Consider the following 16,495-nt stretch of genomic DNA (forward strand, 5'->3'; position numbering starts at 1 on the left):
AGTTACTCCTTTCCATGTGCGTTAAAATACCGCATCGCTTCTCTGTATGATTTTTTTGAATATCTATATTGCTGCATGGCATATTCACTGAAACTGACACCTTTTTTCTCCTTGTACTCACACCACACCGACCATAGAAAACCTCCTACCGATGCATAAGCGAAAACTTTGAATCGGTCCAGGTTAGTTGCTTTGCCATCGAAATAAACATCAATAAGGTGATTGACGTATTTTACGTCATAGTCGGCATAAAGACAAAACATTGCAATATCTATATGCTTCTCCGACATTCCTGCATATTCCCAGTCTATGAGATGAATCTTCCCGTTCACAAACAGGAAGTTATCAGATACCGGGTCAACGTGGCATAGACAGCTTTCTTTCTGCAGTACATTGAGCAAAGCGATTAAGCCAACGACTTTTTCCCTCGTCTCATCATAATCTGAGAAAGATGGCTCTCCATCGCGAAGCCTTTCATATAAGTCCAGTTTTTCAGTCAAATCAAAAGTATGCCCCACTTCAAGCTTCATGCTGTGAAGTTTTCTAAGGTGCATAATACATGCCCTTACATCTTCATCATTATGGATATCGCAGGTTCTGGCATTCTCCCAAAATTCTGAGATTTTGTATCCGGTTTCAGCAGACATATAAATGACAATATCCGTCAACCCTGTTTCTTTCAGTGAATTGTATACATCCACTTCCTGTGCACGGCTGGTCAGCTCATTGCTGCCTTCACCCGGGACACGGAACAGATATGGCTTACCTTTAACAGAGAAACGCATCAGCCTGTTGGTCATACCTTTTGATAAGGCGGAAATGTCAGTAATATCATCCATCTCTACGTTAAATACCTCACGGATTAGATTAATGCGCTTTGAGTCCAAATGCTGGGATTCACTGTCAAGATCTCTAAGCTCCTCATATGTCCTTATTGCATAATTTGACTGCCCCAGCATAACACGGGCATAAGGTATCATTTTATTTCCTTCAAACAGCGCCTGTTCCCAGATTTCACGATTAAATTTACGCTGTTTGTCCAGCTTTACAAGCTGCCCCCGGACTATTTCAGCATCTTCCTTCAATAAATAGCATAACCCAAGCATTGAATTGCCGCCCTTTTCATCTCCAGTGTATATAAGTTCAAGACTTCGGTTCATTCGTACAAAACTATCGTCATCAACATATTCGGAAACTGCATACCAGGAAAAAAATTCAGTGCGGCTGAAGGGGTTTCGCGAAAACCACACATTACTCGGGGCAATATAGCAGTTATCCAGTTTGTCAGCTACCAAGTTAAGAGAATGCAGGCTGTCACGGTAAGGAAATTCTTTAGATATAACAAGCTCAACACCATATTTATCCCTCAGGTACTCAAACCGCTCCATCATGTAGCCAACAACAACATATATCTCAAAAATCCCCGCCTCATGCATCTGCTCAATGATACGCTCAATTAAAGGTTGACCACTGATTGTGAGCAAACCTTTTGGGGTTTTATTAATGGGTACCATCCTAAGCCCCATGCCCGCTGCCAGTATAACTGCACGGCGGGGTTTCGAGGCCTCAATATATTCCCGCCCTTTGTCTGTAATGTAAAAATAGTTATCGATATACCCTTCTTCCATCAGCTTCTTAAGCGACGAATTCACCAGTCCGAGAGAATAGCCTGTGCGTTTGGCAATCTCACGATGATTCCCATAACCATTTCTTGAAATCACAGCAAAAACAATCCAATCACGTTTGTTCATAAGAATACACCGCCTTTTGTTCACGAAAATAATGTCTAATGTTTTTCTGAACAATATACCATTATTTTGGTAATAAGTCAAGTTTGTAAGTAAAAAGCCATATATTGATAAATTAATTTGACTTATCAATATATGGCTTCTTTATTCAGAAATCAGCTTTTGTTTCTTTTCAACAATTTAGTCAAAAATATAAAGGCTTTTACTTTATGGGGTTGCGTGATTCATCGGACATACGGTTCTGCATATATTGCAGTCAACAGTATCAAAGCCGCGCTCTGTTTTTCCATATGTATTAGTACGGCAGAGTTTTTGACTAACTGTTCCGTTATTTATTGCACTTACAGGACAGGCATCTATGCATTTGCGGCAATTGCTGATACATACAGTTGCATCAAACTGATCGGATTCCAACTCCAATGTTGTAAGTATTGCACCAAGAGTAATCATATTGCCAAAATGCTTATTCATAAATAATGTATTCTTCCCGAGAGTTCCTAACCCTGCTTGGACCGCTGTATGCTTCATGGATAGCAAACCACGCCCTTCCATATTATCCTTGTCCCAATATTCATAAGGGCTGTCGCAGGGCATAGGAACAGAACTGCGCTTGAAATTCTTCTCTATTTGTACAGCAGCCTTAAAAGCTATTTCATCAACTTTCGAGCAGCTAAAATTATTATAATATCCATATATAAAGCGTGGGCTGACTTTTGAAAGCCCCTTTGGCAAAGCCAGTGCGAATGAAATAACCGTCTTGCAATCAGGCAATATATCGGTGGGTTTAAATCCAGCTGGTGCTTCATTAAAACGGTCAATATTTGCAAAACCGCATAAGTCCGCTCCGTAGGATAATATAAATTCTCTGATTTTTTCTTTCAAAATAATCACTCTCCTATTCTTTTCAGCTCCTTACTTATTAAATTATACTAAGCCTGCTGACTATATCTTCTATCTGATTATCCCTGGTGCTGCCCGACCAATTGACAACACCGCTCAATATAATGTCAGCTCCTTTTGCTTTGCATATTTTTTTAATTTGCCGTACAGCACGGTTACCGCCTAACCATGGCTTTTTTAAACGCTGAGTGACAAAGCAATATACTTTTTTTCCGGTTAAGCCGGATACCTTAGACAGATACAGCCTCATCAACGGAGCAAGTGAAAAAGCCTGTACAGGAGAGGCGAAAATAACGGCATCATAAGTGCTTATATCCGGGGCTGTCTTAACCCTTACAGGATCACCCGAACGGGGATTATTATTGACGGGTTCTACTCTTTCAAGTATTATTTCATGTCCTTTAGACCTAATGGTTTGCTCAAGTTTTGCGCTACTGATAGCGTGTTTCCAGAATAAGAACATACAATGAGTCCAATCTTCATGTTTTTGTTTCCTTTCATTTAATTACAATGGCCGCCACATCCGCCAGACAAAAATCATGCCTATCTAAACCCTTATCTTTTCCATCCATTCGTTCTCTTTATAGCCAACTAATACAAATCCATTACCTACAAGTATCGGGCGTTTTACAAGCATTCCGTCTGTCGAGAGAAGTTTTAACTGTTCCTCCTCACTCATAGTTGGCAGTTTTTCTTTTAAATTCAGTGACTTGTACTGCAAACCGCTGGTATTGAAAAACCTCCGTAAAGGCAGCCCGCTTGCAGCAAACCATGTTTTAAGCTCATCATAGGTGGGATTCTCTGTCTTAATATCTCGGACTACATACTTGACATCACGCTCATCAAGCCACTTCTTAACTTTTTGGCATGTTGTGCATTTAGAGTAACATATAAATATCATACTTGTTCACCTCTCTTCATTCATCTACAAGCCGGTATCCAACGCCTATTTCCGTTATAATATAGCGTGGTTTTGCCGGATTCTCTTCGATCTTTCGTCTCAGCCCCGCCATGAGGGCTCTGAGAGCCTGCGTATCATTTCCATGACCAATTCCCCAAACTTCTTTCAGTATCTGCTTTGTGGTCAGCACCTTACCGATGTTCTTAAAAAAAAGCGTCAACAGGCTATATTCCATAGGTGTTACATGAACTTCCTGTCCGTACAAGTAGACCAAGCGTTTATCCAGGTCAATTTGGAGCTCGCCTACTTGCAGGATATTCAGCGTTCTGTCTCCGGTGCTTTGTTTATATAAATGCCTTAATGCAACGCGTATTCTCGCTAAAAGCTCCGTAGCAGAAAAAGGCTTTGTTAAATAGTCGTCTGCACCCATATCCAGTGCCGCAACTTTTTCTTTATCCTGGTCACGTGCTGAAACAACGATTATCGGAATTTCTGACCATTCACGGATTTTTTTAATTACTTCCATACCATCGAAATCCGGAAGGCCTAAGTCCAACAGCATAACGTCAATTTGCTTGGAAACAAGGGTACTCAATGCACCCTGCCCGGTGCTTGTGGTAAGGTATTTAAAACCTTCTCTATCTAAAGAATAGCCGATAAAACTTCGTATCTTTTTGTCGTCTTCCACAACGAGAACACAGACATTACTGTAATTCATGATCATTCCCCTCCAATGGAAGTGTAAAAATAAACTCTGCCCCTGGGCTACCCGGCCGGTTATTTGCTTTTATACCTCCTCCATGAGCCTTCACTATTGCATCACATATGGTTAAACCCAGCCCTACACCACGCTGTGCATCTGAGCGCCTTGTCTTGGATGTATAGAACATTTCAAAGATATTTGGAATATCAGCGGTTTCTATTCCCTCGCCGTTATCACAAACCGAAAATACAGCATAGTTCTCCTTATTGTCTTTTTTTACGGAAACACTGATCTCATCCTGAGGAGCTGTATGCTTAACCGCATTGTCCAGAAGATTAATAAGTACCTGTCTTATTAGCTTTGCATCCATAGGCACCAGCAACAATTCATCCGGAACTGTAACGGATATCTCATGCTCTGGATGAAGACGTGAAATATGGAGAATAGCCGCACCTACCACTTCTTCGGCAGCCTCTTGCTGTTTATGCAAAACCAGCTTTCCATCCTGTACACGGGTAAGGCTTAAAATATTCTCAACAAGAGAATGCAGCCAATCTGCGTCCCGATAAATTCCTTTTATAAGATTATATTGCCGCTCATCCTGTACTGTCATATTCAATAACATTTCAGCTGTTCCCATGATCCCGGCAAGTGGGGTACGTAAGTCATGGGAGATTGCCCTAAGCAAATTCCCCCTATAACGCTCTTGTACGATTGCTTCATTTATTTTCTGGCGCTGCTGCGCAGCCCGGAAACGATCCATAGCCAATGCCGTACTTTCAATCATTGCATGGAGCATACGGACCTGGGTTCTGTTCATCATTTTTGCTGCTTCCTTAGAAATGCGAATAACGCCTAATGTTGTTTCTTTTCCATAAACAGGCCAGTCGTAAAACTCTCCCCCTTTATGGCAGCCTGTCCGCAATCCTTCAATACGGAGCCTGAATTCTTCGGGGTCGGAAATTTCACGCCAAATCTGCTTCGCAGGTGAACACTGCTGAATGAAAGTATTTTCCGGCTTTCCATTTTCATCAAAACATAGGCAACCTACGTTGCTGCCTAGCATATCACTGATAGTTCTTATTGCGGTACTTGCAATATCATGAATATCAGCTGCGTCTGTAAGGCGGTTTGTCAGAGTATACAGGGCTTTCATTTCCGCTTCATGTTCTTGAGCTTTTATGGCATTTTGCCTGGCATGGGTTGTTAATGTGCTTGTAATCAGCGCAGTAATTAGCATAACTATAAAGGTAATAATATAACTGTGAGTATTTACAGAAAACGCATAGTAGGGCTCCATAAAAAGAAAATTAAAGAAAAATGCTGCAAGAAGTGATGACCAAAATCCAAAAAAATACCCATCTATAAAACGAGCTGTCAATAAAACCGCTAATAAATAGACTATTGCAATATCGGCCTCCGGCAAACTCATTACATGAAAAATATATCCTATAGCAGAAGCACCAAATAAAAAGGCGAGCATGATGCCTGTGCGAGCAAAGATAATTTTTATACTGATGCTCTGATTTTTAAAAATTCTGTATTTCACAATGAATTTACTAATATAATTCATCTGCGGCTCACCTCTTTCTTGCTTTTCTATTTTATATAATTTAAATATCCCATGTCTGGTAAGCAAGTCAGAATTAAAGCTGAAAAACTCTTAACATACTTAATAGTATATTAGGACATAATATATTTTTCAAGTAAAAGGAAAGGGCTATTGTTGGTCGCCGACATCTGACTTGGTTTTTTTAAAATCGAGAGGAGGACAACTTGTCCCGAAGCCAGGCAGCTCCTTTAAGTTATTAAGGTACGCAGACATTATTTATACTAGGTTTAAGCAGGTTAGATTTATGACCTGCTTTTTTTGAGAATTTTATGGAAAGCAAACTTGACATTATAAGTTGTTAGTGCTACACTAAAAATGTAAAGCAAGCTTTCCGTTTCATGGATGAGTGAATGAAAAACAGATTAGAAGGATTATGAAAGCAAACTCTATTAGACAAGAAGATTTATCATGAGCATTAAAAGTATCAAGACAAATGATAGGTTCATTGGAAAGCAGAAGGTACATTCATCGATATTATTAGACTTCAAAATTGCTGGATTTTTCGATATGACCATTGAAGAAATTTTTATTTATGAGGAGGAAGAAAAATGAAAAAAGATATGTTATATAGCGGTTTAGGTTTTATTGTACTTGGTATGGTTTTTCTAATTATTTATATCATAATGGACGGTGAAGGTGTAACATCGAATTTTGCTGGATTTGCAGGCGGCTTTACTGGGCCGGGTATAGTTATGATTTATAAATATTTTCATTGGTCAAAGCCGGAAAACAAAACTGCTTATGAGGAACTATTAAAATATGAAAAAATCAACGCAAAAGATGAAAGAAAAGTTATGATTCAGAGAATATCAGGACACATTATGTATACGCTTACGATAATTATTTTGGCATTATTAGTCTTTGTACTTTCTTTAATCGGTGTTGACAAATGGATGTTGTTGTTGATTGCGTCCATTTTAATACTTGAAATCGCCGGTGGACAGATACTGTATCGGCATTATGATAAAAAACTGTAGGATATATTATCATTTGCTTCGGTTTTAAAGATACAGATAGCAAAGCCGGGAGGGAGTTTCGCAAAACTACCATCTCCCTTAAACCCGCTTGCTATCTTTGAAATTTAACAGGTTACAATCTTATCATGCCAATAATATTAAAACCAGGATAATTCATATTTTATATAATAAGAGGAGCTATAAGAAGGGCAGACATCCCGACAAGTTTCATAAAAATAAGGATTGATGGTCCGGCGACATCCTTCATCGGATCACCAACTGTATCTCCAATCACTGCCGCCTGATGCTGAAGGGTACCCTTCAACTCTCTATTTAATTCAATGGTCTTTTTAGCATTATCGTATGCAGTACCTGTATTATTGAAAAAGGGTCCCAGAACTGCCGAGCACAAAACAGATCCTATCAGCAAGGGACCGAGAGCTTTAGGACCAAAAGTGAAACCTACAACCACCGGAATAAAAACGCTTACAATTCCAGGAAGAATCATCTGTTTCAATGCGTTTTTTGTAGTAATGTCAATACATAAACCGTAATCCGGGCTAGCTTCACCGGTTAAAAGACCTTTGATTTCCCTAAACTGCCTTCTTACTTCATCAACCATTAAAAAGGCGCCCTTGGCAGTGGCTTTAATAGCCAATGAAGAAATCAGAAACGGAAGTGAAATACCTATCAGCATAAATCCAGTTGTATATGGATTTGAAATATCCGTAATTATGTTTTTAGTTAAAGCAAAGAAGGTAGTAAAAATTACAAATGCGGTTATGGTTCCTGAGGACATGGAATAAGCTTTTGTGATTGCTTTCATAGTATTACCGACAGAATCAAGGGAAGAAAGTTTTTCAACTAATTCTTCAGGCGCATGTGACATTTCAGCAATGCCTGATGCATTGTCAGTAATTGGGCCAAATGTGTCCGCAGCCATAATATATGCAATCATCAAGTCTGTCCCTAAATTTACTGCGACAATTACAAAAAGTGATCCGCCGGATAGAGTGTAGGCTGCGATGATGGCAATAACGATCATAATGATTGAAGCAATCGGACTTTGCAGGCCATTGCTTAATCCGACAATGATATTGATGGCCGGACCTGCCTTGGACGCTTCCGCCATTTCTTTAACCGGTTTTCCTTCCATTCCGGCGTAATATCTTGTACTTACCGTTGCAATCAAAGAAATTGTCACTCCCAAAAGTATACCCATCCAAACGCTCAAATCCGGAAGAAGCGCTTTTACAACGATTAAACCTCCTAAAGAAGCAATAACCGCAGTGACAATAAGTCCTAAATTAAAGGATGTAGAAGGGGCCATGTTCTTTCCCCATTTTTTCGTGATTAAAATTCCAATCATGGAAGCTAATATGCCCGTTGCTTGTAAAATCAAAGGCAAGAATATTGCTTTCGGACCGTATTGGCTTAGTAAAGTAGAAGCAACCAGGGTTCCCGTAATTATATCATTACTGAAACTTTCAAATAAATCAGCACCGCGGCCTGCACAGTCCCCTACATTATCACCTACTAAATCTGCAATAACTGCCGGGTTTCTCGGATCGTCTTCCGGGAGATTATTTTCTACTTTCCCGACTAAATCTGCACCGATATCGGCTGATTTAGTATATATTCCTCCGCCGATCTGAGCGAAAAGCGCAGCCAAACTGGCTCCAAAACCGAATCCAATCACTATTTGATAATCTTTAAAAATCAGATATAGAATACTTAAAACCAAAACAGATAATCCGGTAACGCTAAATCCGGTAATAGATCCTCCGAATACTGCTAAACGAAAGGCCTTATCTGAGGATTTCGCACAAGCACTTGTTACCTTTGAGTTAGCAAGAGTCGAAGAAGCCATTCCGATAATTGACCCTAAAAGTGAAGTAAATACACCTAAAACTGAAACTGCGGCTACTTTCCAGTTAAACAAAAATAAAAGAATAAAAAAGAGCAAGGGTGTAACTAAAGAGATAGTTTTTATCTGCCTTTTTAGATATGCTCTGGCACCGGTTGCAATATAGCCTGCAATCTCAGCAATTTTTGAAGAGACTTTAGGCTCTTTTTTAATTAAAAACAGTATTCCAAAAGCAACTGCTATCGCAAATAATCCTACCATTAAAGAAATATAAAACATAGAATTAGTTCCTCCTTCCGGCAGTGCCGAAAACTTTTGCTTATTCTGCGCCAATAGTGTCGCTTCATATAGGCCTATATCAAATTTTCACCTCTCTTAAAGCCTTTGAGCCAACACCCCATTATTGTAATAAAAACAATGTGAGCACGGTGTGAGAATTCATCAGGCCGTGTGAGAAAGCTGTGAGAAAAACAGTATCAGAAGTCAAATGAAAAAGCCGCCACATTTGACGGCTTCAGTTATTGGAAAGTTATTAGTCCCTTTTGTTATTCTAAGCATTTCCACGGAACATCATATCGGTATCCTTGCACAGATACTGCACCGCTTTTCGTCCTGTTTCAGCGGCGATGGGCAGGCCGCCGGGAATCATAAGCCGGTGCCCCGCAAAATAAAGATTGGATATACTTTCAGGCTTTGAGGGATAGGATTGCATTTTTTCACCTTTACTCATAATTGACATCCATGAACCTTTGTAAGAGTGCAGGTAGCGTTCATAAGTCAAGGGAGTGGCGACGTCCCACACTTCTACCTTTCCGGCAGTCTGAGGATATTTTTTAGCCAAAACATCAATGAAGCTTTCTGAAAGCCTTTGCTTTTCGGCTTCATAGGTGCCATTTATTTTCCGCTCTTTCCACCATTCATAGCTGTCGCCAACAACAGCAGAAGTGACGGCAGTGCATCCATTTGGAGCATAGCCTTCGTAACCCGCATAATTATTGATCCCGACTTCCTTGATTTCTTCTCCGGCACAGGTAAAGGGCGTATCACTTGTGAAGGCAATACTCTCATGAATACCGGCTAGGTCCTCTTTGATGCCTAAGCAAATAAAGGTATTCAACATGGGCTTTGTTTCAGTACGCATTTTATCCGCCCAGGTTTCTTTAAGGGGCTTGTCAAACAGAGTATCAATGGCAGCCAGCGTATCTTGTGTGATGACAACCGCATCTGCGGAAAATTCCTCACCGTTAAAAACAATACCTGTAGCAACGCCTTTTTTAATTATAACCTTTTCAACTTTACTATTGTATTTTATCACACCGCCTAAAGTTTCAAACCTTTTTGCTATCCGGCCCGCCATGGCAAGAGAACCGCCTGCGGGGTACCCACCGTCGCCATTTGCAAGCGTCGACATTGTAAACACCATGGCTATGGCAGTATTATCATCGCCGACGACACTTCTGAACAACCCCTGCAGCAAAGGACTTTTATACCGCATTGCATATTCCTTTGCCGTTTGATTGCTATAAAAAGACATCCTGAAAAATGCGGGAAGCATAGAAATCAGTACTGATACTGGTATGGCAGACTTTTCTTTAACCTTTACGCCTTTAATATCGGTAATGGGCATATCTATTTTCATAAACTTTTTCAAATCCCTGCAAAGGCGGATAATTTCCTTCTTATCCTCCGGTGACAGCTCGGTAAGATGAGCTTGCAGCTTATCAATATCCCGGTACAAAAAAGCTGCCTTTCCTTCATGCTCGAAAACAAAAAACGGGTCGCGGTTGTAAACGGCGGTGCTGTCATCCAATGCGCCGATTTCACGCCAAAGCTTATGGAGAGCGGTTTTCGGAGAAGAACCTGTCAGCCAGTGCATGCCGCCTTCAAATAGATACCCTTTCCTTTTCCAGCTTGTGGACGCACCGCCCGGAATGGAATGGGCTTCATAAATCGTCACATCAAAACCGCTTTGGCGGGCATATACACCAGCTGTCAGTCCGGCAATACCGGCACCGATAATAATAACCTTTTTCATCAATCTTTCCTCCTTATTATATCAACAATCCAGTCACTGTCAGGACGCGGTAAACTTGGGTTAAGGGCAATGCCTTCAGCAATGCCTTGAACCGCACACCAAAAAGCGATTGAAAGGGCGTAAGGATCGCCGCTTCGTATGGTACCGCATTTCTGGCCTTTAGCAATCAGAGCAGCTGTCGGTTTATAAATGTCAAAACCAGCGAGCATCTCTTTGACGCAGTCGGGAGCTGCTTCGTTATAAAAGGCCTGGCTCATCAGCACAAACATTTTTGCTGTAAAGGGTTCGGCCTGAATATAATTAAAAATCTGCCTTGAAGCATCTTCAAAGAAAGCAAGGGGCTCTTTCTCCGTAGGGGCCATAACACTCATAGGTCCTGAAATACCCAAGGTTATCAGTTCTTCATACAGCTTTTCCTTGGAATCGAAATAATGAAACAGCAATCCGACGCTCATTCCCACCTGCCGTGCAATATCGCTTATTTTTGTGGCGGAATAGCCTTTTCGTATAAACAAATCCAGACCGGCATTCAGTATTTCATCCCGTCGTTTTTCCTTTTGTTCTTCACGAATACCCATTATTGAATCTCCATTCATTGAATATATATTCAATATCATATAAATCTAATCGAGATTTGTAAATATTTTTTGAGATGGCTGATGAGTAAAAAACTGTACAATCTACCTGAGATCTTCTCCCACAAAATACAATCCACTCTTAACGAGAAAAATGATAAATTCTCATTAAGAGTGGATAAAAAACAGAGTATCTCAGCCAGGTGATTATTACCGTGCAAATGGATCATTATTTTTATCCTTATTCCAATTATATTCAATACCATCTGCGATTTCATTGGTTCTGTCTATTCCGAATCTTTCTGCAATAAACTCCAGTGCCATATCCATACCTGCCGATACACCAGATGAAGTATAAAATTTACCATCTGTAACCCATCTAGCATTACCGCTGCAGTTGCACATTTCATACGAGGGATGATATAAACCTGTCGGTTCATAAAAATTATCTCCAATATACTTGAAGCCTAAGCGAAGCAACAGCTTTTTAGAGCTCATATTTTGAGGATGATGTCCTGCAAAAAGCTTATCTGCTTTTATTATTGTAAAGCCATATTTTATGACTGAAGCAGCAGCTTCAAAAGCATACCCTTGTCCCCAAAATTTTTTACGAAGATGAAAACCTATTTCATATGAATTTTCTTCTGATTTGAAGGGTCGTAAGCCGCAACAACCTATTAACTCATCTACCGGGGTCCCAAATATAGGCCAATACTGTACATTAAATTGTTTTTGATTGCTGATTTCAAAATTTAAACGCTTTTGTATATCCTGTTCTGTAAATTTACCGCTTGCACAAATATATCGTGTGACATCTTCTTTTCCCCATAGCTGTACAGCCAATGAAAAATCATCATCTGTCCATTTAGAGAACCTTATACGTTCCGTTTCCATAAAATACTCCTTCAATATTTTCGCCTCGCAAATATATATTTGAAACGGTCTTATACTTACCTGCATGGTACATGAACTTTATTCTTAATGCTCATCAATATACTCTTTCAATTGATTATGCCATTGCACGGTATCGTATATCTGCGGCTCGGTTATTTCACCCATTAAAAGGTCCATCAAATGCCTTGGTGTTTTGCCGCCAATGTACATTGATTTGATACAAGAAACGCAGTATACGCAAACCTCATCGCAAGGCATGGAATCCGCTCGTTTTTTCATTTGCTGGTGAACCTGTTCAATGGGAAGCTTCGGATAAAAATCATCTCCGCAGCATATGGAACGTGTACCGTAGAATTCAGTTTCCACAACATTAATGTTCATCTTGCCTAAAAGATTGCGTACAGCTTGATGCACCTGGGGTTTTTCACGCACAGGACAGGCATCATGTACCGACATCTTCAAGCCTTTATAGTCAGGATATGCAAATGTATCCAAACCATCAAGTACTTCCCATATAGAAACTGTTGATATTCCCTCATATAAGCTTCGAAAACGCCTGTCACAGCCGGCGCATACATTGATAATCAATGAGCCTTCCTCAAGCTGTGGATCATGGTGGCAGCATATTTTGTGCAACTGTACCTCTCCGTAATTTTCATTTAAAAACTTTAAAATTTTATTTTCCATTTCAGGCTTATAAATACTTAAAGCACAGCCTGGATTAAAAAATTTCTTTGTCATAAGCTATTTCTCCTATCTAATTTATTTTATATTAAGATGGTTATCCACAATTTCCAACCTAAAATACGATAACCTGGTGTTCAAAGTATTTAGACCGGCATGTTTAATGGGAAGCATAACCCTTACGAAATGTAATCTTTTTGCCTGCCCCGCTTTTCCAATAAATAAAAAGGACGGTCAGAAAAGATATGGTCTGGGCTATCGAAATACGGATAAATTGCAATTCATCTGCACCGGAAACCGTAACAACATGCAAAATATTGATGATCGTGTTGTTTAGAAAGTGGTCTGCCATAGGCATCCAAAGCGAACCGGTGATTTTCGTCAGCAAACAGAACTTTGCACCAGCCAGGCCGGCTGTGAGAATATATATAAACGAATATATGACCGCTCCGGCTGCGCTCATTTCTCCGTCCATCAGACTGCGCACTGGAGCGGCAATATGCCAGATTCCAAAAAGTATCGAGGATAAAATAACTGCTTTTAAAAATGAATATCTTGTTTCTGCAAGCCGGATGAATAAGCCTCGGAAGACACCTTCTTCCATCATCACATTGATGATGTTTCCAATAACGCAAAAAGTAAAAAACAACGGGCTTAATTGCCTTCCCTGATTCCCCTCAATGGCATAGCTGGTAACATAGAACTGCAATGAAGGGCTGTTACCTGCTGAAAGCTGTATCAAAAACTCAACTCCATAGGCGATAACGAACACGGCCGCACCAAGCAGCAGGCCATATATTACATACCACCCTGCCGCTCTGGCTGTAAAACCTATTTCTGACCACTTGAAGGAAAAATACCGTAATGCCAATGCAAGGATAAGGATGCCAGCTAATTTATGTATAAACGCCTCGCCGAAAATAGATTGATCCGTACGAAGGGAAAAGTATTCAATTGTCCTGAACACAAAGCAGATAATATAAATTATTATAATGTATTTTACCGGATTATACGATTTATTTTCTTCCATTTTACACTCCTATCACATCGAATTCTAATATTTTGCCTTAATACAGCACCTTATTTAATAGCGGCGGCACAAATAGTAATGAAAAAGAGGGTTCAAAGTTTTCAATCGGCAGCTTCCCATTAATGCTTAAAGTATTTACCTACAATTAGAGTATCAGAAAAGCTATTATAACAAAAGTATTAAAACTGTGACATTTAAAATTAAATAAATAAAGGGCATCTGCGAATCTAAAAAGACTCAGATGTCCCCTATTTAGTATCAAATTCATATTAAATTATCTTAAACTCCATACCAGTTACTATTGCTTATTATTTAACAATTTTAAAGGTTATCTCACAAAAAATAATGAGTTTTGTCTCGTTACCAAATGGCCTCTTTTATCTCTCTAAACTTTTATAAAATTTAATGCTACAACAATCGGATAGGTATCTATAGTACTCAAGATTTTCCCGTTTTTCATTAAATCTGACTATAAAACAACAGCATTTTATGTTATAATTTTAACATATTTTCTCATAATCTTTTCTATAACCTTTGGTTTTTCTGTTTTCATCTGTGTAGTTCTCAAAAATTTCGAAAATAAATATCTTGTTAATCTAATGTACAAGTTAGGGGGGAGAATGAATTGGAGGATTATACCAAGTTTAAGTTAAAAAGAAAGGAAGAGTTAGTCCCGTTTCTGGATAATAAGGATAACCTGTTTGTCATTGCCTGCAACAAATGCTTCAAGGAATTCGAAATTGCTGATGAACCTGAATGCAGAAAATTTGAGGAGATCACTGGTGAACAGGGAAAAACTCTCGTTGGTCGCACGAAGATTGATTTTTTGTGCAACAAAATGACGACAGCGAAGCAGCTTCAATCTATATTGCCGGCGGATACGGAAAATGTGTTTGTTATTTCCTGCGGTTTAGGCATACAGACGGTTGCTGACTTAGCTGAGCTGCCGGTTTACGCCGCAAGCGATTCGATTTCCTATACGGGACACCACGGAATGGCGCTGACAACAATTCGCTGCGATGCATGCGGTCAGTGTTATTTAAACATTACCGGCGGTGTTTGTCCCATTGTTGACTGCTCAAAGAGCTTGGTCAACGGGCAATGCGGCGGAGCGAAGAATGGCAAATGCGAAGTGGATAAAAATAAAGATTGCGCCTGGGAAAAAATATATCACAAAATGGAAAAACAAGGGCGGGTTGCAGATTTATTAGGCCAGCCGGTACAAATCCGTGACTATTCAAAAGTAAGTTTCAAGTTTATCAACGAATACGTCAAATCCATCCGAGAGAAGCGCTTTGAGGGCTATTACGGCGGGATTCACCCCTCTGAGCGCAAAGAGTTCAGTGAACACCTTTCTTTGGTGAATTTCCCGGTTCCCACTACTGTCGTCATTCCGTTATCACAGCACGCGGGCGCGCCGGCAGATCCGGTTGTGGAAGTTGGGCAGCATGTTAAGGTCGGTCAAAAAATTGGTGAAGCTAAAGGCGTTGTCAGTAGTACTATACATGCCAGCGTCAGCGGTACAGTGACAGCAGTTGAGCCCCGGTTACATCCTGTTTCCGGCATTAATATCTTATCTATCGTCATTCAATCTGATGGAAAAAACACATTACACCAATCCGTCAAACCGGCTGGAACTCTGGAGAGCCTTTCACCTGAGGAGATTATCGACATTGTCCGTGAGAAAGGAATTGTCGGGATGGGCGGCGCAGGCTTCCCAACAGCTGTTAAGATTAAAGCACCGAAGCCGGTTGATACTGTCCTTTTAAACGGCTGTGAATGTGAGCCGCTGCTGACTGCAGACCACCGGGTGATGGTGGAATTTGCAGATGACGTGATTTTTGGTTTGAAGGCATTGCTCAAAGCATCAGGTGCAGCAAAGGGCATTATAGCAGTTGAAGACAATAAACCTGATGCCATTGAAGTGCTCCAGTCAAAAACTGCAGATATTTCAAATATCGAGGTGGTCGTTGCAAAAACAAAGTACCCGCAAGGCGCGGAAAAGATGCTGATAAAACGGGTTTTAGGACGTACAGTACCACGAGGAGGTTTGCCCCTTGATGTTGGTGCAATTGTCAGTAATATCAGCACTGTCAAAGCCATCTCCGATGCAATCCAAAAGGGTATGCCGTTAATTGAGCGTGTTGTGACGGTAACCGGCGAAAGAATGAACAAGCCGGGAAATTACATTGTAAAAATCGGCACTTCTGTAAAAGAAATTATCGACTACTGCGGCGGTGTGACAGGTGATGATGTCACAATTAAAATGGGGGGGCCGATGATGGGCTTCGAACTTAATAATATAGAAGTGCCGGTAATAAAGGGCACTAACGGCATCATTGCCGTTGAGACCATTGTCACAGAACCGGCATCATGCATCAAATGCGGCCGTTGTGCTGATGTCTGTCCCATGGAGCTTCGCCCGTTGTATTTTACAAAATATGCAGGTGCAGAGAACTGGGAAGGCATGAAAGAACAAAATGTTATGGATTGTATCGAATGCAGGTGTTGCGAAAGTATTTGCTCGTCAAAACTTCCAATCACAGACATGATAAAAACCGGGAAAAAAGCTGTAAGGGAGGGTAAATGA

At 40.3% G+C, this 16,495-nt stretch carries 14 protein-coding genes and 1 pseudogene; 3 read left to right on the forward strand and 12 right to left on the reverse strand.

Annotation, left to right across the window (positions count from 1 at the left end):
- Nucleotides 1–2: 2 nt before the first annotated feature.
- The 6 genes from OXPF_RS12290 to OXPF_RS21860 all read right to left on the reverse strand — a co-directional run bounded on the left by OXPF_RS12290 (nucleotide 3) and on the right by OXPF_RS21860 (nucleotide 5,825).
- Complete coding sequence (locus OXPF_RS12290; RefSeq protein WP_054875502.1) at nucleotides 3–1,751, reverse strand: phosphotransferase; 1,749 nt, start codon at nucleotides 1,749–1,751, stop codon at nucleotides 3–5.
- Between the two features lie 204 nt (nucleotides 1,752–1,955).
- Entirely contained in the window at nucleotides 1,956–2,630 is a 675-nt protein-coding gene (locus tag OXPF_RS12295) for an epoxyqueuosine reductase (protein WP_054875503.1), read from the reverse strand.
- Nucleotides 2,631–2,667: 37 nt separating this feature from the next.
- Nucleotides 2,668–3,111, reverse strand: coding sequence for a flavodoxin family protein (locus OXPF_RS12300; RefSeq protein WP_054875504.1), 444 nt, complete (start codon nucleotides 3,109–3,111; stop codon nucleotides 2,668–2,670).
- Between the two features lie 84 nt (nucleotides 3,112–3,195).
- On the reverse strand, nucleotides 3,196–3,549 hold the full coding sequence (locus OXPF_RS12305) for an arsenate reductase family protein (protein ID WP_054875505.1): 354 nt from the start codon (nucleotides 3,547–3,549) through the stop codon (nucleotides 3,196–3,198).
- Between the two features lie 16 nt (nucleotides 3,550–3,565).
- Complete coding sequence (locus OXPF_RS12310) at nucleotides 3,566–4,267, reverse strand: response regulator (RefSeq protein ID WP_054875506.1); 702 nt, start codon at nucleotides 4,265–4,267, stop codon at nucleotides 3,566–3,568.
- Complete coding sequence (locus OXPF_RS21860) at nucleotides 4,254–5,825, reverse strand: sensor histidine kinase (protein ID WP_242854398.1); 1,572 nt, start codon at nucleotides 5,823–5,825, stop codon at nucleotides 4,254–4,256. The genes OXPF_RS12310 and OXPF_RS21860 overlap by 14 nt, the downstream gene beginning before the upstream one ends.
- Before the next feature lie 389 nt (nucleotides 5,826–6,214).
- Between OXPF_RS21860 and OXPF_RS12320 the strand changes: the two are divergent.
- Nucleotides 6,215–6,416 (forward strand): annotated as a pseudogene (locus OXPF_RS12320) (helix-turn-helix transcriptional regulator).
- Entirely contained in the window at nucleotides 6,413–6,841 is a 429-nt protein-coding gene (locus tag OXPF_RS12325; RefSeq protein WP_054875507.1) for a hypothetical protein, read from the forward strand. Before OXPF_RS12320 ends, OXPF_RS12325 begins: the two are co-directional and overlap by 4 nt.
- 160 nt (nucleotides 6,842–7,001) lie before the next feature.
- Here the strand turns inward: OXPF_RS12325 and OXPF_RS12330 are convergent, their stop codons facing one another.
- The 6 genes from OXPF_RS12330 to OXPF_RS12355 all read right to left on the reverse strand — a co-directional run bounded on the left by OXPF_RS12330 (nucleotide 7,002) and on the right by OXPF_RS12355 (nucleotide 13,905).
- Complete coding sequence (locus tag OXPF_RS12330) at nucleotides 7,002–8,966, reverse strand: sodium-translocating pyrophosphatase (protein WP_054875508.1); 1,965 nt, start codon at nucleotides 8,964–8,966, stop codon at nucleotides 7,002–7,004.
- A 271-nt stretch (nucleotides 8,967–9,237) separates the two neighbouring features.
- A complete protein-coding gene (locus OXPF_RS12335; RefSeq protein ID WP_054875509.1) occupies nucleotides 9,238–10,722 on the reverse strand; it encodes a phytoene desaturase family protein in 1,485 nt (494 codons plus the stop codon).
- The gene (locus OXPF_RS12340; protein ID WP_054875510.1) at nucleotides 10,722–11,300 is read right to left on the reverse strand and encodes a TetR/AcrR family transcriptional regulator; all 579 of its coding nucleotides are present in this window, start codon (nucleotides 11,298–11,300) and stop codon (nucleotides 10,722–10,724) included. Before OXPF_RS12340 ends, OXPF_RS12335 begins: the two co-directional genes overlap by 1 nt.
- Nucleotides 11,301–11,507: 207 nt before the next feature.
- On the reverse strand, nucleotides 11,508–12,191 hold the full coding sequence (locus OXPF_RS12345; protein WP_083479900.1) for a GNAT family N-acetyltransferase: 684 nt from the start codon (nucleotides 12,189–12,191) through the stop codon (nucleotides 11,508–11,510).
- Between the two features lie 84 nt (nucleotides 12,192–12,275).
- Nucleotides 12,276–12,932: a hypothetical protein gene (locus OXPF_RS12350; RefSeq protein ID WP_054875511.1), complete on the reverse strand. Its 657-nt coding sequence runs from the start codon at nucleotides 12,930–12,932 to the stop codon at nucleotides 12,276–12,278.
- Nucleotides 12,933–13,035: 103 nt separating this feature from the next.
- Nucleotides 13,036–13,905, reverse strand: coding sequence for a CPBP family intramembrane glutamic endopeptidase (locus OXPF_RS12355; RefSeq protein WP_054875512.1), 870 nt, complete (start codon nucleotides 13,903–13,905; stop codon nucleotides 13,036–13,038).
- 625 nt (nucleotides 13,906–14,530) lie between these two features.
- Here OXPF_RS12355 and rsxC point away from each other — a divergent pair.
- Entirely contained in the window at nucleotides 14,531–16,495 is a 1,965-nt protein-coding gene (rsxC, locus tag OXPF_RS12360; RefSeq protein ID WP_083479902.1) for an electron transport complex subunit RsxC, read from the forward strand.

The organism is Oxobacter pfennigii (assembly GCF_001317355.1).
Classification (GTDB): Bacteria; Bacillota; Clostridia; order Clostridiales; family Oxobacteraceae; genus Oxobacter; species Oxobacter pfennigii.